This is a genomic window from Inquilinus sp. (assembly GCF_039594555.1).
In the GTDB taxonomy this organism is placed as follows: domain Bacteria; phylum Pseudomonadota; class Alphaproteobacteria; order DSM-16000; family Inquilinaceae; genus Inquilinus.
The window spans coordinates 1-18,670 of sequence record NZ_JBCNNF010000098.1 but is presented as its reverse complement, the minus strand read 5'-3'; the positions used below and the strand labels follow the sequence as shown (position 1 = coordinate 18,670).

Genomic DNA, 18,670 nt, shown 5'->3' with positions numbered 1-18,670 from the left:
CATGGAGGCGCAGCGGCCGCTGCTGGACCGGCTGGAGGAGATCCTGGCGGTGGAGGGGTGAGACAGTCTGTCCCGGCAAATGCGAATGCTTCTAATAATCGATAACTTGACGACTGGCCTCCGCCCGGCACAGAACCGTCCGTCTCCGCCGTTGGGGCGTGAGCGCCGGACAGAGAGGATCCCTGTGAACCCATTCACCCGCCCCCTTGCGAGCATGGCCGCCCTGGCGACCGTCCTGCTGGCCGCCCCCGCGATGCTGACAGCCTCCGCCGCGGCGCAGGATGACGGCATCACCGTCTACAACGCCCAGCATGAGAGCCTGACCAAGGCCTGGGCCGAGGGCTTCACCAAGGAGACGGGCATCAAGGTGACGCTGCGCAACGGCAGCGACACCGAACTGGGCAACCAGCTGGTGCAGGAGGGCGCGGCCTCGCCCGCCGACGTGTTCCTGACCGAGAACTCGCCGTCGATGGTGCTGGTCGACAATGCCGGGCTGTTCGCCCCGCTGGGCCAGGACGTGCTGTCCCAAGTGCCGGAGAATTTCCGCCCGTCGCATGGCCGCTGGGTCGGCATCGCCGCGCGCTCGACCGTCTTCGCCTATGACAAGACCAAGCTGAAGCCGGAGCAGCTGCCGAAGTCGCTGCTGGACCTGGCCGACCCGGCCTGGAAGGGCCGCTGGGGCGCCTCCCCCTCCGGCGCCGACTTCCAGGCCATCGTCAGCGCGCTGCTGGTGCTGAAGGGCGAGCAGGCCACCGCCGACTGGCTGAAGGCGATGAAGGCGAACTTCCTGCCCTTCCGCGGCAACAGCACCGCGATGAAGGCGGTCAATGCCGGCCAGGTCGAAGGCGCGGTGATCTACCACTACTACTATTTCGGCGACCAGGCGAAGACCGGCGAGAACAGCAAGAACGTCGGGCTGCACTACTTCCGCAACCAGGATCCGGGCGCCTTCGTCAGCATCTCCGGCGGCGGCGTGCTGGCCTCCAGCAAGCACCAGCAGCAGGCCCAGGCCTTCCTGAAGTGGATCACCGGCAAGGGCGGCCAGGACGTGCTGAAGAACGGCGATTCCTTCGAATACGCCGTCGGCGCCGGCGCCGCGTCGAACCCGAAGCTGGTGCCGCTGGCCGACCTGCAGGCCCCGAAGGTCGAGCCGTCCTCGCTGAACAGCAAGGCGGTCACCGACCTGATGACCCAGGCCGGCCTGCTGTAATGCGGCCCTTCCGGCCTGTGGCACCGGCGTGACCCAGGCGTCGCTCGGGCGCCGGCCGGAGCTGCCCGCCTTCGCGGCGGGCCTCGGCTGGCGCCGCCCCTTCCTGCCGGCAATAGCGGGCGCGGCCGTGCTGGTCGCGCTCGCCGCGCTGCTGCCGCTGGGCTTCGTCGTCTGGGTGACGATCCAGACCGGCTGGGACACGGCCTCGGCCCTCATCTTCCGGCCGCGGGTCGGCGAGATCCTGGTCAACACCGCGCTGCTGGTGGTGCTGACCGTCCCTCTCTGCGCCGCCCTGGCGGTGGCGATGGCCTGGCTGTCCGAGCGCAGCGATTTGCCCGGCGCCCGGATCTGGTCCTGGCTGGCCGTGGCGCCGCTGGCGGTGCCGGCCTTCGTCCATTCCTATGCCTGGATCAGCCTGGTCCCCAGCCTGAACGGCCTGTTCGCCGCCGTGTTGGTCTCGACCATCGCCTATTCCCCCCTGCTCTACCTGCCGGTCTCGGCCGCGCTGCGCCGGCTCGACCCCGGGCTGGAGGATGCGGCGGCGTCGCTGGGCGTCCCGCCCGGCCGGGTGTTCCTGCGCGTGGTGCTGCCGCAGCTGCGCCTGGCGCTGCTGGGCGGCGGGCTGCTGGTCGGGCTGCATCTGCTGGCCGAATACGGCCTGTTCGTGATGATCCGGTTCGACACCTTCACCACCGCGATCATCGACCAGTTCCAGTCGACCTATAACGGTCCCGCCGCCAACATGCTGGCCGGGGTGCTGGTGGTGTGCTGCCTGGGCCTGCTGTGGCTCGATTCCGCGCTGCGCGGCCGCACCCGCTACGCCCGCATCGGCTCGGGCGCCGCCCGTCAGCCGAAGCGCGCGCGGCTGGGCCGGATGACCCTGCCCTGCCTGCTGCTGCCGGCGGCGGCCGCGGTGCTGTCGCTGGGCGTGCCGCTGATCACGCTGGGCCAGTGGCTGGCCGCCGGCGGCGCGGCGATCTGGAAGCTGGACGAGATCTGGCCCGCCCTGTGGCAGACGGCTGCCTTCGCCGTCGCCGGCGGCGTCATCACCACCGCGGCGGCGATCCCGATGGCCTGGCTGTCGGTGCGCCGGCCGGGGCGGCTGCAGCGGGTGCTGGAGGCGTGCAACTACATCGTCGGGTCGCTGCCCGGCGTGGTGGTGGCGCTGGCCCTGGTCACCGTCACCGTGCGGGTGGCCCTGCCGCTGTACCAGACCGCGGCCACCGTGCTGCTGGCCTATCTGCTGATGTTCCTGCCGCGGGCCCTGATCGGGCTGCGCGCCAGCATCGCCCAGGCGCCGGTGGAGCTGGAGCACGCCGCCGCCAGCCTGGGCCGGTCGCCCGGCCGGGCGCTGTGGTCGGTGACCATCCGCCTGGCCGCGCCGGGTGCCGCCGCCGGCATGGCGCTGGTGGCGCTGGGCATCGCCAACGAGTTGACCGCGACCCAGATGTTGGCCCCGAACGGCACCCGCACCCTGGCCACCGCCTTCTGGTCCTACAGCGGCGAGATCGACTATGCCGCCGCTGCGCCCTATGCCTTGCTGATGATCCTGATCTCCCTGCCCCTGACCTGGCTGCTCTATGTGCAGTCCAAACGGACCGCCGGCCGATGAGCATCCTCGACCTCCGCGGCATCAGCCGGCGCTACGGCGCGGTGACGGCGCTGGACGGCGTCGACCTGGCAGTGCCCGTCGGCAGCCGCACCGCCATCCTCGGCCCCTCCGGCTCGGGCAAATCCACCCTGCTGCGCATCATCGCCGGCTTCGAGGCCCCGGATTCCGGCCGCGTCACGCTGGACGGCCAGGTGCTGGCCGACGGCCCGGCGGCGATGCCCGCCCATCTGCGCGGCATCGGGCTGGTGGCGCAGGACGGCGCCCTGTTCCCGCATCTGAGTGTCGCCGACAATATCGGCTTCGGCCTGCCCCGCCGGGCGCCGCACCGGGCCGAGCGCATCGCCGAGCTGCTGGCGATGGTGGAGCTGGACCCGGCGATGCTGAAGCGCCGGCCGGACCAGCTGTCCGGCGGCCAGCAGCAACGGGTCGCGCTGGCCCGGGCGCTGGCCCGCCGGCCGCAGCTGATGCTGCTGGACGAGCCGTTCTCGGCGCTGGACACCGGCCTGCGCGCCAGCACGCGCAAGGCGGTGGCGACGCTGCTGGAGGCGGCCGGCATCACCACGATCATGGTCACGCACGACCAGGCCGAGGCCCTGTCCTTCGCCGATCAGGTGGCGGTGATGCGGGCCGGCCGGCTGCTGCAGGTGGGCCCGCCGCGCGAGCTCTACCTGCGGCCGAAGGACCCGATGATCGCCGAGTTCCTGGGCGAGGCCATCGTGCTGCCGGCACGGCTGGCCGCCGGCTGGGCCGACTGTGCGCTGGGCCGGATCAGGGTCGATGACGGGCGCAGCGGCGACAGCCGGATCATGCTGCGGCCGGAGCAGCTGGTGCTGGCCGATGAGGGCCATGCGGCCGAGGGCGCGCCGGGCGAGGTGATGGAGATCGACTTCGCCGGCGCGCTGTGCAGCGTCACCGTGCGGCTGCTCGACGCCGGCGGCGACCGGCTGCTGCTGCGCCGGCCTTCGCTGGGATTGCCCGCCGTCGGCGCCCGGGTGCGGATCGCGGTGGTTGGCGGCGCCCACGTCTTCCCCGGCACGGGGACATAGGCGGCCGCCACGCCGTCAGACGCCGACCGTATCGTCCCCGCCGCCACCGAAATCGTCGCCGCCGAAATCGTCCTGGCTGCCGTCGTCCTGGTAGTCGGCATCGGTGACGCCCTGGCCACCATCGTCCGGAACCACGGTGTCGGTGTCGCGCAGATCGCTGCCGTCGGCACCGGGGGCTGCGTCGCCATAGTAGTTGTTGACCACCGTCTCGGTCAGGCCCGGGGCCGGGCCGGTGAAGCCGGCGCCGCCGAGGCCGCCCCAGCCGCCATGGCCGCCGAACAGGGACTCGATGCTCTGGAACAGCAGCGCGCCGCCGGCGACACCGGCCGCCGTGGCGGCGGCGCTGCGCAGGAAGGACGGGCCGGAGGACTGGGCGAAGGGCCCGCCCCCGCCCCAAGGACCGGGCTGAGGCTGGGCATAGGCCGGCGGTGCCTGGGTATAGGCCGGGGCCTGCGGTTGCGGCTGCGGCGCCGGCTGCGGGCGCGCGGCCGCGCCGCTGCCGAAGATGGCGCCGAGGAAGCTGCCGCCGCCACCGCCGCGCTGCGGCTGGGCCTGGCGCTCCAGCTCCGCGATCCGGGCCTGGGCCTGGTGCAGGGCGTAGTCCTGGATCAGCACGGTCTGGGCCAGGATGTAGGGCGTGTCGGGCAGGTCGCGGACCAGGCCCGCGATCATCGCCGCCGCCTCCTCATCCTTCTCGGCGGGCGGCGCCTGCTTCAGCCGGGCGACCAGATTGGTCAGCAGTTCGCGTTCCTGGGGTGTCATCACGGATCTCCGGTCGAGCCCGCTGCCGCGGGCATCCCCTTCCGCCGCTGATATGGGAGCGCCGGCGAGCGCGGCAATCGACGGCGCGGCGCAGTGTCGCGCCGCCCCCTCAGGATGGCGGGCGGTAACCGTCGGTCAGGGTCTTCAGGAAGGCGACGACATCGTCGATCTCGGCCTCGGTCAGGGCCGGCGCGTCGTCGAGATGCCGGTCGAAGGGCGGGTCGCGGTTGATGTTCTCGCGATACTGCGCCGGCAGGTCGTCATAGATCCGCACGCTGCCGTCCGGGTTGCGCGGATACCAGCGGCCGGGGTCGGTCTCGCGCGTCGCGTAGAAGGCTACGGCGTCGCGCAGGCTGTGGAACACGCCGTTGTGGAAGAAGGTCTGGCGCAGCGCCACGTTGCGCAGGGTCGGCGTCCGGAACAGGCCGCAATATTCCGGACGGTCCTTCAGGTCGGTGCGCAGCGGCCCGCAGACGCCGAGGTCGAAATAGGCCGGGTCGGCATTGGCCGGGATCTGCATGTTGCGTGGCAGGGCGATCGCGATCTGGCCGTAGTCGCTGAACTGCGGCGGCGTGCCGTCATTGCCGCGCTGGCTGATATGGCATTCGGCGCAGTTGCCCTTGGCCGGGTCGTTGAACAGGTCGAGGCCGCGCGCCTCCTGCGCCGTCAGCGTCGCCGTGCCGGCCAGCCAGGCGTCGTACTTGCTGCTGTAGGGGTAGAAGCTGGCGGCGTCCTGCTCATAGACCTCGAAGGCCTTGAGGATGCCGGCATACAGCGCTTGGCGGTCCTTCAGCACCTCGGCGCCGTAGATGTGCTGCAGCGCGGCGCCGTAGCCGGCCGCCAGCGCCTTGGTGACGACCGCGTCTGGGCCGGCATTGCCCATCTCGAAATCGGACAGCAGCGGGATCGCCGCCTGGTCGGCGCCGCGGTCGACCCGGCCGTCCCAGGTCAGCCCGCCGGTCGGGCCGTTGTCGACGCTCTCGTCGGAATCATCCTCCGAGTCGAAGAAGTGCTCGGTGAAGGGCGGCACGGCCTGGAGATAGGTCAGCGACGGCACCGCGCGGAGGCCGGGCTTGGCCATGTCGCCGCCGCCCATCTGCACCGGCAGGGCGTTGGCCGGGCCGAAGCCATGCTGCGGGTCGTGGCAGGAGCTGCAGGACAGCTTGCCCGAGGCCGAGAGCGACGGGTCGACGAACATGGCGCGGCCCAGCGCCGTCAGCTCCTCCGCCTGGCGGCGCACCTCGGCCCGCGGCAGGCCACCCTCCGGCTGGTTTCCCGCCGTGGCGGCGGAGACCGTCAGCGCCATCCCGGCCAGGCTGCCGCCCACCGCCCACCAGCGACCCGTTCGCAACGCCATTCCGGCCATCCCGTGATCTGCGCGACGCGGCGCCGGAGCGGCCCGCAGACGCCTATCTATGCCGAAAAAGTTTCACTTGAGCGACAGCCCGCTTCGCGCGAGTGCTGGCCTGCGGAAGGGGACTAGCCACCGGGCATCGCACCGGGAGCCAATGGGGAGCCGCATGCACAAACTGATCGCCACCGCCCTCGCGGCGGGCGCTGCCGGACTGATCGCGCCACCGGGTTTCGCCGCGGACGCGCCGGGCAGCGCCGACACCGCCCAGACCAAGGCGCTGCGCGCCATCGACACCGTCGTCGTGATCTATGCCGAGAATCGCAGCTTCGACAATCTGTACGGCGCCTTCCCGGGCGCCGACGGGCTGGCGAACGCCTCGGACACGTCAAGGACCCAGCTTGACCGAGACGGCACGGCCTTGAAGGAGCTGCCGCCGGTGTGGGACGGGCTGACCGCCAAGGGCGTGACGCCGCCGGTGACCCAGGCGCAGACCGAGCACCTGCCGAACGGGCCCTTCGCCATGGATGATCCGCAGGGGCTGAACGTCTCGACCGGCACCATCACCCACGACCTCTGGCATCGCTTCTACCAGAACCAGATGCAGATCAATGGCGGCCGGAACGACAAGTTCGTCGCATGGGCCGATGCCGGCGCCGAGGTGATGGGCCATCTCGACGGCTCGAAGATGGCGATGTGGAAGATCGCCCAGCAATACACGCTGGCCGACCACTTCTTCATGGGGGCCTTCGGCGGCTCGTACATGAACCACATCTGGCTGGCCTGCGCCTGCGTCGCCCGCTACCCGGACGCCGACACCGCCGCGGCCAAGCCCTCGATCGCCGTGGTCAACCCGGATGGCGTCAGCCTGGCCCTGGCGCCGAACGCGCCGAAATCGGCGATGGACGGCATCCCGAAATTCGTGGCCGACGGCAACCTGACGCCCGACTTCTTCGCCGTGAACACGATGCAGCCGCCGTACCAGCCGAGCGCCAACAAGCCCGCCGAAGGCGGCGACCCGGCCCTGGCCGACCCCAAGGCGCCGACCACGCTGCCGCCGCAGACCGAGATCACCATCGGCGACCTGCTGAGCGCCAAGGGGATCAGCTGGGCCTGGTATTCCGGCGCCTGGCAGTCGGTGCTGGACCATGGCAACCAGACGCCGGTCCCGGCCTTCCAGTACCACCACCAGCCGTTCAACTACTTCGCCAGCTTCGCCCCCGGCACTGCGGCGCGGCAGGAGCATCTGCGCGACGGCGGGCTGGACGGGGCCGAGTTCGTCAAGGCGATCGACGCCGGCGCGCTGCCGCAGGTCGCCTTCTACAAGCCGCAGGGCAACCTGAACGAGCATGCCGGCTACGCCGACGTGTCGTCGGGCGACGCCCATCTCGCCATGCTGATCGACCATCTGCAGAAGAGCCCGCAATGGCCGCATATGCTGGTGGTGGTGACCTATGACGAGAATGGCGGCTTCTGGGACCATGTGGCGCCGCCGAAGGGTGACCGCTGGGGCCCCGGCACCCGGATCCCGGCGATCATCGTCTCGCCCTTCGCCAGGAAGGGCTATGTCGACCACACCGCCTACGACACGACCTCGATCCTGCGCTTCATCACCCACCGCTTCGGGCTGCCGGTGCTGCCCGGCATCGTGGCGCGCGACGCGGCCATCGCCGCCAACGGCAACCCGCCGCTGGGCGACCTGACCGCCGCGCTGAACCTGCCGGCGGCGCAGTAAGGCCGGAGGGGCGGGTGTCAGCCAGCCCCTTCCCGTCTCATACCAACAGTCGAAGAAACTGACCCGTCATCCCGTGCGCGCTGCGGCGCGAAGTGCCGCTGCGCAGACACGGGACCTGCGCACGATCGCGAGGAGATCCCGTGTCTGCAGCGCATCATTGCATGCTGCGCTGCGCACGGGATGACGGGTCGTTCTTTACGATGGCAGGTCTCAGTCTTGCGTGTAGTCCTGCCCGAACCACTGCTGCGACAGCTTTGCGAGCGAGCCGTCGGCCTTCAGCGCGGTCAGGGCGGCATCGATCTTAGCCTTCAGCGCCTCGCTCTTGGCGTCCTTGCGGAACACGAAATAAGACGGGACCTTCGCCAGCAGGTCGCCGGTCACCTCGACCGGCAGGCCCAGCTTGTCGGCATGCTCCTTGGCCACGATCGGGTCGTTGACATGGGCGTCGATCCGGCCCTCGGCGATGTCCAGCAGCACCGGCGTGACATTGCCGTCATAGTAGCGGATCTCGAACGCGCCCGGATGCGCGGCGAGATAGGTCTCGACCAGCTTGGTGTGCTCGCTGCCCGTGCCGGCGCCGACCACCTTGCCCTTCAGGTCGTCCAGGCTGCGGATGCCGGTGACGCCCTTCTTGACGATGATGGCCGAGCCGCTGTGGAAGTAGGCGACGTCGGAGAACAGGAACTTGGTCTCCCGCTCCGGCGTCTTCGAGATCTCGTTGGCGACGACGTCGTATTTGCCGGCCTCCAGCCCCAGGAACATGCTGTCCCAGGGCTGCGGCACGAACTCGAACTTCAGGTCCGGCACCTTGGCCTCGACCAGGCGCAGCACCTCGACGTCGTAGCCGGTCAGCTTGCCGCTGTCGTCCTGGTAGGTGAAGGGCGCGTAGGTGCCCTCCGTCCCCACCCGCACCGTCTCCTGCGCGACCGCCGGGGCCGCCGCCAGGGCCAGGACGGCGAGGGCCGCCAGGGCGCCCTTGGCCAGACTGTGAAGCATCGTTCTCTCCATGATGGACAGGCCCTTCAGATGTCGAAAGAGAAGGACCGCAGATAGTTCTTGAGGAAGTCCCGCGTGCGCTGCTGCTGCGGGTTGCCGAACAGCGATTTCGGGTCGCCCTGCTCGATCACGCGGCCGCCGTCGATGAACAGCACCTCGCTCGAGATCTCGCGGGCGAAGCCCATCTCGTGCGTGACGATGATCATCGGGATGCCCTGCCCGGCTGCCTTGCGGATCGCCTCCAGCACCTCGCCGGTGTGCTCGGGGTCGAGCGCGCTGGTCGGCTCGTCGAACAGGATCAGCTCCGGCGCCATCGCCAAAGTGCGGGCGATCGCCACCCGCTGCTGCTGCCCGCCGGACAGCGAGGACGGGTACTGCGCCGCCTTGTCGGCCAGCCCCATCAAAGCGAGGTGATGCTCCGCAATCTCCTGCGCCTCGCGCCTCGGCAGGCGTTTCACCACCAGCAGGCCCTCGAGGATGTTCTCGATCGCGGTCCTGTGGCGGAACAGGTTGTAGTTCTGGAACACCATGCCGATGCGCATGCGCAGCGACTGCAGCCGCCGCCCGTCCAGCTTCGGCAGGTCGTAGCGGTCGCCGGAGATGTCGATGGTGCCCTGGTCCGGCGTCTCCAGCCGGTTCAGGCAGCGCAGGAAGGTCGATTTGCCGGAGCCGGAAGGGCCGAGGATCGAGACGATGCCGCCGCGGTCGACATCGAGGCCGATGCCGTCGACCACGACCTGGCCCTTGAACGACTTGCGGATGTCGCGGATCGCGATCATGCGGCGATGTCCCGGCGGCCACGGGTCAGATAGGCCTCCCAGCGCCGCATCCCGATCTCGACCAGGATGCAGATCACCCAGTAGATTACGGCGACGGCCAGGTAGAGCTCGAAGAAGCGCAGCGACCGGCCGCCGATGATCTTGGCCGCGGCCATGATGTCCACCACCGCGATCAGGAAGGCCAGCGAGGTGTCCTTGATCAGGCTGATGAAGCTGTTGCCCAGATTGGGCAGCGCCACGGCCAGCGCCTGGGGCAGGATGATGCGGCGCATTGCCTGGACCGGGGTCATGCCGATCGAATAGGCGGCCTCGGCCTGGCCGCGGTCGATCGACAGCAGCGCCGAGCGGATCGCCTCCGACAGATACGCGCCGACATTGACGGCGCAGCTGAAGATGACGAAGACCAGCGCCGGCACACGGTTGGCGTCGATGTCGGTGCCCAGCTGCGCGTTCAGGACCTGCAGCAGCTTCGGGATGCCGTAATAGGCGAGATAGATCTGCACCAGCAGCGGCGTGCCGCGGATGAAGGAGATGTAGAGCGTCGCCAGCTGCCGCAGCACCGGGATGCGGTAGATCCGGACCAGCGCCGCGCCGGTGCCGATGACCAGGCCGAAGGCCATGGCGCTGAAGGCGATCAGCAGCGTCACCGGCAGGTAGGGCAGGATCAGCGGGAAGGCCGACAGGAAATAGTCGAAGTCGAAGGTCGAGGTCATGCAGGCCCCGCACGGTGGGTGCTGCGCGCCCCGGCGGGGCGGCGAATGGCATGGAAGAGTGTGGCGTGCACGGAATCCGTCAACCTGCTTGTTCGGGCCGGGGGCCTGCCCAGGGCGGCGAGCGCGGAACGTGGTGACAGGCGCGCTGATAGGCAACCATCAAATGTGCATATTTATTTTTCACAAACTATGAATGTCCAAATCAACCCATCCGCTCCGGCCCGACAGCCTGACGCGGCGGCGGTGCCGAAGGATCGTTCCGGCCTTTCCCCGGACCGGGAAGCGTGATCGGATGGCGCCCCGCCGCCGGCTGATGGGAAGCGATGAGACAGGACCATCAAAGCACCGATCTGGAACATCCATATTGATGTACTAGACATCATATCTGCTGCCTGATACCTTAGATTTGTCAGAGGAAACTGCATGATCACCGCCGCCCAGATGCGGGCCGCCCGCGCCCTGCTCGGCATCGACCAGCGGCAGCTCGCCGAGCTGTCCGGGGTGTCGCTGCCGACGATCCAGCGCATGGAGGCCAGCGAGGGCACCGTCCGCGGCGTGGTCGACACGCTGACCAAGGTGGTCGAGGCGTTCGACCGCGCCGGGGTCGAGCTGATCGGCGATCATGCGGCCAGCCGCGAAGGCGGCCGCGGGGTGCGGTTCAAGACCCCACGGTAGCCCGGAGGGCGGGCCGGCTGACGAGGCTGTTCAGCGACGGCGACCGCCGGCCGACCCGACGATCCCGCCGCCCCTGCGGTGATGGGAGCGTCGAGGTTTATGGTGGCTCGCAGTCATGATCCGTCCTTCATCGAGCTGTTCACGCCCAAGCTCGTGACCGTGCTGCGCGAGCGCTACGGCCTCGCCGATCTCAAGGCCGACGCGGTGTCCGGGCTGACCGTCGCGATCGTGGCCCTGCCGCTGTCGATGGCGATCGCCATCGCCTCGGGCGTCACCCCGGACCGCGGCCTCTACGCCTCGATCATCGGCGGCTTCATCGTCTCGGCCCTGGGCGGCAGCCGGTTCCAGATCGGCGGCCCCGCCGGCGCCTTCATCGTGCTGGTGGCGGCGACCGTGGCGCAGCACGGCGTCGACGGGCTGCTGCTGGCGACCTTCCTGTCCGGGCTGATGCTGTCGGCGATCGGCCTGCTGCGGCTGGGCACCTTCATCAAATACATCCCCTATCCAGTGACCGTCGGCTTCACCGCCGGCATCGCCATGATCATCTTCGCCAGTCAGCTGAAGGACCTGCTGGGCCTGACCCTGGACGGGCCGGAGCCGGGGCCGTTCATCCCGAAGCTGGAGGCGCTGGGCCGGGCCCTGCCGACCGCCAGCGGCGCGGCCATCGCCATCGCCGTGTTGTCGATCGGCACCATCCTGCTGCTGCGCCGGCTGCGGCCGCACTGGCCGTCCTACCTGATCGCCGTGGCCCTGGCCTCGACCCTCGCCGTCGCGCTGCATCTGCCGGTCGAGACCATCGGCAGCCGCTTCGGCGGCGTCCCCTCCTCCCTGCCCGCGCCGCGCCTGCCCGACCTGTCCTGGGCCCGGATCCAGGAGATGCTGCCGGCCGCCCTGTCCTTCACCCTGCTGGGCGGCATCGAGAGCCTGCTGTCGGCCGTGGTCGCCGACAGCATGAGCGGGCGGCGCCACCGCTCGAACTGCGAGCTGGTGGCGCAGGGGCTGGCGAATATCGGCTCATCCCTGTTCGGCGGCATCTGCGTCACCGGCACGATCGCCCGCACGGCCACCAATGTCCGCGCCGGGGCGCGCGGCCCGGTGTCGGGCATGCTGCACTCGGTCTTCCTGCTGCTGTTCATGATGGCGGCGGCGCCGCTGGCGGCCTACATCCCGCTCTCCGCCCTCGCCGGCGTGCTGGCGGTGGTGGCCTGGACCATGGCCGAGAAGCACCAGTTCGGCACGCTGGTCCGCGCCTCCGTCGGCGATGCGGTGGTGCTGCTGGCGACCTTCGGCCTGGTGGTGTTCCGCGACCTGACCGAGGGCATCCTCACCGGCTTCGGCCTCGGCGCGCTGCTGTTCCTGCACCGCATGTCCCGCGCCGTGCAGGTGGACCAGCCGGACACGGCGAATGGCCACGGCCGGGCACCCTATGACCCGACGGTGGCCACTGACCCCGATGTCGTCGCCTACAGGATCTCCGGCGCCTTCTTCTTCGGCGCCGCGGCCGGGGTGGCGGCGGCGCTGGACCGCATCGGCGAGCAGCCGAAGGCCTATGTCCTCGACGTCTCGGCGGTGCCGGTGATCGATTCCACCGCCGCCGCGACGATCGAGGGCTTCGCGCGCAAGGCCCGGCGCCGGGGTGCCACGGTCACCATCACCGGCGCCCGCCGGCCGATCCTGCGGGTGCTGCTGGCCCATGGCGTCCGGCCGCCGCTGGTGCGGTACAAGGCGGACCCCGCCGAGGCTCTCGCCGCGGCCCGGCGCGCTGTCGGCGCTGCGTCTACAGCCGCGCCTTGAGGCCCAGGCAGAAGCCGACGCAGACGGCAGCGACGACGGCCGACCATGGGTTGCGATGCACCGCCTCGTCCAGCGCGCTGGCGCGGGCCTGGGCCATCGAGGTGACGGTTTCGCCGAGGCGGGCGACATCCTCGCGCAAGGCGCGGAGATCCGCCTCGAGGTCACGGCGTGATGTATCCGTCGCGGTCGTCGCCTCGTCCAGCTCGGCGGCGGCGCGGGTGGCCTTCGATCCTGACACCTCCGCGGCGGCGGCAGCGGCGGATTTGGGGAATCCAGTTTCGGGCATGGCGGGCTCCTTTCCCTCCCCCCAACAGGGCCGCCGCCGCCCCGGTTCCGGCTCGGTCGCCGCCGGATTACGACAAATTTAACGCATCCCGCAGCGAAGCGGCCTCGACAACGCCCGGGGATGGGAGCAGAAGAATTGCGAGAGATACGCATTCTTGCTCGCAACTGGCTGCGGGCATCGGCGGTGAGTTCGGGATGATGTCGGGATGCTGGTACCGTTCCTGATCATGATGCGCGAGGGCATCGAAGCCGCCCTCATCGTCGGCATCATCGCCGGTTACCTGCGCCAGACCGGCCGGACGCAATGGATGCCGCTGGTCTGGATCGGCATCGCCATCGCCGTCCTGCTGTCCATCGCCGTCGGCATCGTCCTGAACCTGCTCAGCGCCGAGTTCCCGCAGCGGGAGCAGGAGTTGTTCGAGGCCATCGTCGGGCTGGTCGCGGTCTGCATCCTGACCTCGATGGTGTTCTGGATGCGCAAGGCCGCGCGCTCGATCAAGGCGCAGCTGCAGCATTCGGTCGACGCGGCGCTGGACGGGCCCGACGCCAAGGGCCTGGCGCTGATCGGCATGGCCTTCTTCGCCGTCGCCCGCGAAGGGCTGGAATCGGTGTTCTTCCTGCTCGCCACCTTCCAGCAGGATGTCGGGCTGGCGGCGCCGATCGGCGCGCTGGCCGGCATCGCGGTCGCGGTCGCGGTCGGCTTCGCCATCTTCTGGTTCGGCGTTCGGCTGAACCTGAAGCGCTTCTTCCGCTGGACCGGGCTGTTCATCCTGGTGGTCGCCGCCGGCCTGCTGGCCGGGTCGCTGCGGGCGCTGCACGAAGCCGGGCTGTGGAACGGCCTGCAGGAGATCGCCTTCGACCTGAGCCACATCCTGCCGATCGACGGGCCGCTGGGCTCGGTGCTGGCCGGCATCTTCGGCTACCAGGACACGCCGACGGTCGGCGAGGTCGCCGCCTACATCCTCTTCCTCCTCGTCACCCTACCGCTGTTCCTGAGTGGCGGCCGGGTGGCGCAGGAGGCGCGATCGAACGCCCGAGCCGGAGCCGGTTGACCGAATGTCGTCCCTGCAGCGCACCACCCGGATCGGCATCGGCGTCGTCGCGATCCTCGCCGTCGCCGTCGCCGGGCTCGGCGTCTACGCGTACATGCACCGCGCCGCCGCGCCCAAGACCGCCGCGGCCGGCGGCACCGCCGTGACCATCACCGCGCAGAGCTGCGAGCCGAACGAGCTGACGGTCGAGGCCGGCCGCGTCACCTTCCAGGTCAAGAACGCCAGCAGCCGCGCGCTGGAATGGGAGATCCTGCAGGGCGTGATGGTGGTGGAGGAGCGCGAGAACATCGCCCCCGGCTTCACCCAAAGCCTGACCGCCAAGCTGGAGCCCGGCAGCTATCAGATCACCTGCGGCCTCTTGAGCAACCCGCGCGGCACCCTGACCGTGACCGCGGCGAAGAACGCCCCGGCCCAGGCGCTTCAGCCCTCGCTGATCGAGCTGATCGGGCCGATCGCCGAGTACAAGGTCTATGTCACGCAGGAGGTGCAGGCCCTGGCCGCCGCCACGCCGCCACTGGTCGCCGCGGTCAAGGTCGGCGACCTGACCCAGGCGCGCAGCCTGCTGGCGCCGGCCTGGATCCACTACCAGCGGATCAAGCCGGTCGCCGACCTGTTCGCCGATCTCGACACGGCGCTGGACGCCCGCGCCGACTATTTCGAGAAGAAGGAGGACGACCCGGGCTTCACCGGCTTCCGCCGGCTGCACTATGCGCTGGTCACCCGCGGCTCGACCGACGGGCTGGCCCCGGTCGCCGACAAGCTGGCGGCCGATGTCCAGGCGCTGCAGGCCCGGATCGCCGACCTGTCGATCCCGCCGGAGAAGATGGCCGGCGGCGCCGCCCTCGTGATCGCCCGCCTGGCCGCCGATCCCGCCATCGATCCGGACGTCGCCAAGGCGGATCTGGAGGGCGCGGCGCGCATCGTCGGCCTGTTCCGCCCGCTGAGCCAGAAGGCCGACAAGGCGCTGAGCGACCGGGTCGACGGCAACCTGACCGCCGCCGGGCTGGCGCTGACCCGCGACGATCGCGCCGGGCTGCAGGCCCCGGTGACGGCCCTGGCCGACGACCTGCCGAAGCTGCGCACCGCCTTGGGACTGGACTGACCGCCATGACCACCATCGACGAACAGGACAAGATCCCCGACGCCCCCAGCCGCCGCGCCGTGTTGCGCGGCCTGGCCAGCGGCGGCGCCGCCCTCGGCGCACTGGCCGCGGCGCCGGCGGCCGTCGCCCAGTCGGTGAAGCAGCCGCCCGGCCGCGACGCCGAGATCGCCCGGCAGGTGCAGCCCTTCTACGGCGAGCACCAGGCCGGGATCGTCACCCCCTCCCCCGCCGCCGGCCTCGTCGCGTCCTTCGACGTGCTGGCGACCTCGAAGCCGGATCTGGAGCGGCTGTTCCGCACCCTGACCGAGCGCATCGCCTTCCTGATGGGCGGCGGCACCCCGCCGGAGCTGGACCCGAAATTCCCGCCGGCCGATTCCGGCGTGCTGGGCCCGGTGATCGTGCCGGACAACCTGACCGTCACCGCCGCCGTCGGCGCCTCGCTGTTCGACGATCGCTTCGGCCTCGCCGCGGTGAAGCCGCGCGAGCTGGTGACGATGACCAGATTCCCGAACGACGCGCTGGACCCGGAATACTGCCATGGCGACCTGCTGCTGCAGTTCTCGTCCAACACGCCGGAGGCCAACATCCACGCCCTGCGCGCGGTGCTGAAGGCGACGCCGGACCTGCTGAGCCTGCGCTGGAAGCTGGACGGGTTCCTGCCCGCCGCCACTTCCACCGCCGGCCGCAAGGAGACGGCGCGCAACCTGCTGGGCTTCAAGGACGGCACCGCCAACCCGAACCCGGCGGATGCCGAGGCGATGGACCGGATCGTCTGGATCAGGCCCGGCAGCGAGGAGCCGGCCTGGACCGCCGGCGGCACCTACCAGGTGGTTCGCATCATCCGCAACTTCGTCGAGCGCTGGGACCGCACCCCGCTGCAGGAGCAGGAGACGATCATCGGCCGCGAGAAGGCGTCCGGCGCCGCCCTGGGCCTGAAGGACGAGTTCGACGTGCCGGACTATTCGGGCGACCCCGAGGGCAAGGTGATGCCGCTGGACGCCCATATCCGCCTGGCCAATCCACGCACGCACCAGACCGCCAACAGCCTGATCCTGCGCCGGCCGTTCAACTATTCGCGTGGGGTCACCAAGTCGGGCCAGCTCGACATGGGCCTGCTGTTCATCTGCTTCCAGTCGAGCCTGAACGCCGGCTTCATCGCGGTGCAGGAACGGCTGAACGGCGAGCCGCTGGAGGAATATATCAAGCCGACCGGCGGCGGCTATTTCTTCGCCCTGCCCGGGGTGTCGGACAAGGACGGCTATCTGGGCCAGGGGCTGCTGCAATCCGTATCGACCTGAGGGCCGGAGGGGCCCTGATCACCGGGTGATCCGTCGTCATCCGGCCCTACCCTAGGAGGGAATTGAGTATGAAACGCATTCTGACTCTCAGCTTGAGCGCGGCGGCGCTGCTGGTCGCGTCCGGCGCCATGGCCGCCCCGCCCTCGCCGCTGGACCTGGTCGAGCCGATCGCCAAGTACAAGACCTGGGTCATCGGCGAGGTCGATCAGTTCGTCGAGCACACCCGCCAGTTCACCGAGGCGGTGAAGGCCGGCGACCTGAAGAAGGCCCAGGCCCTCTATGCCCCGAGCCGCGTCTATTACGAGCGGATCGAGCCGATCGCCGAGCTGTTCAGCGACCTGGACAGCAGCATCGATTCGCGCGCCGACGACCATGCCAAGAACGAGGCGGATCCGGAGTTCACCGGCTTCCACCGCATCGAATACGGGCTGTTCGAGAAGAAGTCGACCGACGGGCTGGCACCCTTCGCCGACAAGCTGCTGGCCGACGTGACCGACCTACAGGGCCGGATCAAGGGCCTGACCACCCCGCCCGACAAGGTGGTGGGCGGCGCCGCGGCGCTGATCGAGGAGGTCGCGGCCACCAAGATCTCCGGCGAGGAGGACCGCTACAGCCACACCGACCTGTGGGACTTCCAGGCCAATGTCGACGGCGCCAAGAAGATCGTCGACCTGCTGCGGCCGCTGCTGGAGAAGAGCGACAAGGCCCTGCTGGCCAAGGTCGACGCCAACTTCAAGACGGTCGACGCCATCCTGGCCAAGTACAGGACCAAGGATGGCGGCTTCGAGACCTACGACAAGGTCACCGACGCCGACCGCAACGCGATGAAGGGCCCGATCACCGCCCTGGCCGAGGACCTGTCGCAGCTGCGCGGCACGCTGGGCCTGAGCTGAGCGCGACGGTTCGCAGCAGCGGACCTGGAAACACCCGAGGCGCGGCCCCACCGAAGCCACGCCTCGGGCCGCGAGGGAGCTCAGCGCAGGAGCTGGCGGAGGATCTCGCCCGGGTCACTCGAGTCCCGGTCGCGATCACGGTCACGCTCGCGATCGCGGCGGCTGTAGCGGTACCGGTCGTCATATCGGCGATCTCGTTCCGACCGTCGATCATAATACCGGCCGTCGTCACGCCGATCGTAACGGTGATCATCGCCACGCCGGTCGTAATACCGGTCGTCATCGCGGCGCCATCCGTCGTCGTCTCGTTGGCGCTCCTCGCGGGGAACCCAACGACGCGGCTGGTCCTCATCCCAGCTCGGCTGGGCATGAGCTGGTGCCGCGATGAGCGGTGGCGTCGCGGTAAGGGTCACCGCGAGGAGGACGGCCCTGAGCACTCTGGTCTGGAGCGTCATCACTCTGCCTCCTGAGGGTGAGTCGGTCACCCAGTCCACAGGCGGATGTGAGCAATGGTTCCGGTTCAACAACGAAAATCCCGGCCTCGTCGCCGGCCGCTCGGTTGCGCTCCGGCAATACCTCCCCGGCCTCAGGCTTTCTAGGTATCGATTTCTACAATTCCATGAACAATCCAGATATAGAATTGACGTTCTGAGAACGTCAATTAAGCTGCCTGCCTGCAACCGGAACAAGCGAGCCGGCGAAGGTATTCGGAGAGGGGAACCCTCCGCCTCGCCCCGGCCCGAACAGAGAAGGCAGCCACCGATGACCCGCTCCCCGTTCCAACGCCTCCTGGCCGTGGCCGCGCTCGGCGCCGGCCTGCTGGCCGCCTCCGCCGCCATGGCCGGCGACGCGGTCCGCGTCGGCTCGAAGGTCGATACCGAGGGCAGCCTGCTGGGCAGCATCATCCTGCAGGTGCTGAACGCCAACGGCATCCCGACCGAGAACAAGCTGCAGCTGGGCACCACCAAGATCGTGCGCAGCGCCCTTCTGGCCGGCGAGATCGACGTCTATCCGGAATACACCGGCAACGGCGCCTTCTTCTTCAACATCGACACCGACCCGGCCTGGAAGAACGCGCAGGCCGGCTATGACAAGGTCAAGCAGCTCGACGCCGAGAAGAACAAGATCACTTGGCTGACCCCAGCGCCGGCCAACAACACCTGGGCCCTGGCGGTGCGGCAGGAGGTGGCGGACAGCAACAAGCTGAAGACGCTGGAGGACTTCGCGAAATGGGTGAACGGCGGCGGCGACGTCAAGCTGGCGGCCTCGGCCGAGTTCGTCGAGAGCCCGGCGGCCCTGCCATCCTTCCAGTCGGTCTACGGCTTCAAGCTGAAGCAGGACCAGATCGTCACCCTGGCCGGCGGCGA

At 69.7% G+C, this 18,670-nt stretch carries 18 protein-coding genes; 11 read left to right on the top strand and 7 right to left on the bottom strand.

Going from position 1 to position 18,670, the window contains the following annotated elements; translation table 11 throughout:
- The first annotated feature begins 214 nt into the window (after nt 1–214).
- From ABDW35_RS12990 to ABDW35_RS12980, 3 genes are read left to right on the top strand one after another with little or no spacing between them, the layout of a single operon-like run.
- Nucleotides 215–1,210, top strand: coding sequence for an iron ABC transporter substrate-binding protein (locus tag ABDW35_RS12990; protein WP_343714291.1), 996 nt, complete (start codon nt 215–217; stop codon nt 1,208–1,210).
- Between the two features lie 28 nt (nt 1,211–1,238).
- Complete coding sequence (locus ABDW35_RS12985; protein ID WP_343714290.1) at nt 1,239–2,822, top strand: iron ABC transporter permease; 1,584 nt, start codon at nt 1,239–1,241, stop codon at nt 2,820–2,822.
- On the top strand, nt 2,819–3,868 hold the full coding sequence (locus ABDW35_RS12980) for an ABC transporter ATP-binding protein (RefSeq protein ID WP_343714289.1): 1,050 nt from the start codon (nt 2,819–2,821) through the stop codon (nt 3,866–3,868). The genes ABDW35_RS12985 and ABDW35_RS12980 overlap by 4 nt, the downstream gene beginning before the upstream one ends.
- Before the next feature lie 15 nt (nt 3,869–3,883).
- Here ABDW35_RS12980 and ABDW35_RS12975 read toward each other — a convergent pair whose 3' ends face one another.
- Both ABDW35_RS12975 and ABDW35_RS12970 read right to left on the bottom strand, forming a co-directional pair.
- Complete coding sequence (locus ABDW35_RS12975) at nt 3,884–4,630, bottom strand: DUF2076 domain-containing protein (RefSeq protein WP_343714288.1); 747 nt, start codon at nt 4,628–4,630, stop codon at nt 3,884–3,886.
- 109 nt (nt 4,631–4,739) lie between these two features.
- Nucleotides 4,740–5,987 carry a cytochrome c peroxidase gene (locus ABDW35_RS12970; protein WP_343714287.1) on the bottom strand — a complete coding sequence of 416 codons (1,248 nt, stop codon included), beginning with the start codon at nt 5,985–5,987 and terminating at the stop codon, nt 4,740–4,742.
- 163 nt (nt 5,988–6,150) lie between these two features.
- Here ABDW35_RS12970 and ABDW35_RS12965 point away from each other — a divergent pair, with 163 nt between their 5' ends.
- Nucleotides 6,151–7,716 carry an acid phosphatase gene (locus ABDW35_RS12965; protein WP_343714286.1) on the top strand — a complete coding sequence of 522 codons (1,566 nt, stop codon included), beginning with the start codon at nt 6,151–6,153 and terminating at the stop codon, nt 7,714–7,716.
- A gap of 210 nt (nt 7,717–7,926) precedes the next feature.
- Here the strand turns inward: ABDW35_RS12965 and ABDW35_RS12960 are convergent, their stop codons facing one another.
- Genes ABDW35_RS12960 through ABDW35_RS12950 form a run of 3 tightly spaced genes read right to left on the bottom strand, consistent with a single transcriptional unit; the run spans nt 7,927 to nt 10,204 of the window.
- A complete protein-coding gene (locus ABDW35_RS12960) occupies nt 7,927–8,712 on the bottom strand; it encodes a transporter substrate-binding domain-containing protein (protein ID WP_343714285.1) in 786 nt (261 codons plus the stop codon).
- 26 nt (nt 8,713–8,738) lie between these two features.
- Nucleotides 8,739–9,491, bottom strand: a complete 753-nt coding sequence (locus tag ABDW35_RS12955; protein WP_343714284.1) for an amino acid ABC transporter ATP-binding protein — start codon at nt 9,489–9,491, stop codon at nt 8,739–8,741.
- On the bottom strand, nt 9,488–10,204 hold the full coding sequence (locus ABDW35_RS12950; RefSeq protein WP_343714283.1) for an amino acid ABC transporter permease: 717 nt from the start codon (nt 10,202–10,204) through the stop codon (nt 9,488–9,490). Before ABDW35_RS12950 ends, ABDW35_RS12955 begins: the two co-directional genes overlap by 4 nt.
- 423 nt (nt 10,205–10,627) lie before the next feature.
- On the opposite strand from ABDW35_RS12950, the gene ABDW35_RS12945 reads away from it, so the two are divergent.
- Both ABDW35_RS12945 and ABDW35_RS12940 read left to right on the top strand, forming a co-directional pair.
- On the top strand, nt 10,628–10,879 hold the full coding sequence (locus ABDW35_RS12945; RefSeq protein WP_343714282.1) for a helix-turn-helix transcriptional regulator: 252 nt from the start codon (nt 10,628–10,630) through the stop codon (nt 10,877–10,879).
- A gap of 99 nt (nt 10,880–10,978) precedes the next feature.
- Nucleotides 10,979–12,673 (top strand): SulP family inorganic anion transporter, encoded by a 1,695-nt coding sequence (locus ABDW35_RS12940; RefSeq protein WP_343714281.1) that lies wholly within the window; start codon nt 10,979–10,981, stop codon nt 12,671–12,673.
- Here the strand turns inward: ABDW35_RS12940 and ABDW35_RS12935 are convergent.
- Complete coding sequence (locus tag ABDW35_RS12935) at nt 12,657–12,959, bottom strand: hypothetical protein (RefSeq protein ID WP_343714280.1); 303 nt, start codon at nt 12,957–12,959, stop codon at nt 12,657–12,659. The genes ABDW35_RS12940 and ABDW35_RS12935 overlap by 17 nt on opposite strands.
- A gap of 205 nt (nt 12,960–13,164) precedes the next feature.
- Between ABDW35_RS12935 and efeU the strand changes: the two genes are divergently transcribed.
- The 4 genes from efeU to efeO (ABDW35_RS12915) all read left to right on the top strand — a co-directional run bounded on the left by efeU (nt 13,165) and on the right by efeO (ABDW35_RS12915) (nt 17,303).
- Entirely contained in the window at nt 13,165–14,010 is an 846-nt protein-coding gene (gene efeU / locus ABDW35_RS12930; RefSeq protein ID WP_343714279.1) for an iron uptake transporter permease EfeU, read from the top strand.
- A gap of 4 nt (nt 14,011–14,014) precedes the next feature.
- Nucleotides 14,015–15,112 carry an iron uptake system protein EfeO gene (efeO, locus tag ABDW35_RS12925; RefSeq protein WP_343714278.1) on the top strand — a complete coding sequence of 366 codons (1,098 nt, stop codon included), beginning with the start codon at nt 14,015–14,017 and terminating at the stop codon, nt 15,110–15,112.
- Nucleotides 15,113–15,117: 5 nt separating this feature from the next.
- Nucleotides 15,118–16,410: an iron uptake transporter deferrochelatase/peroxidase subunit gene (efeB, locus tag ABDW35_RS12920; protein WP_343714277.1), complete on the top strand. Its 1,293-nt coding sequence runs from the start codon at nt 15,118–15,120 to the stop codon at nt 16,408–16,410.
- 68 nt (nt 16,411–16,478) lie between these two features.
- Nucleotides 16,479–17,303, top strand: a complete 825-nt coding sequence (gene efeO, locus ABDW35_RS12915; protein ID WP_343714276.1) for an iron uptake system protein EfeO — start codon at nt 16,479–16,481, stop codon at nt 17,301–17,303.
- Nucleotides 17,304–17,383: 80 nt separating this feature from the next.
- Here the strand turns inward: efeO (ABDW35_RS12915) and ABDW35_RS12910 are convergent, their stop codons facing one another.
- Nucleotides 17,384–17,758, bottom strand: a complete 375-nt coding sequence (locus ABDW35_RS12910; protein ID WP_343714275.1) for a hypothetical protein — start codon at nt 17,756–17,758, stop codon at nt 17,384–17,386.
- Between the two features lie 307 nt (nt 17,759–18,065).
- Here ABDW35_RS12910 and ABDW35_RS12905 point away from each other — a divergent pair.
- Nucleotides 18,066–18,670, top strand: a 605-nt coding sequence (locus tag ABDW35_RS12905; protein WP_343714274.1) for a glycine betaine ABC transporter substrate-binding protein, incomplete at its 3' end; no start/stop codon positions are given.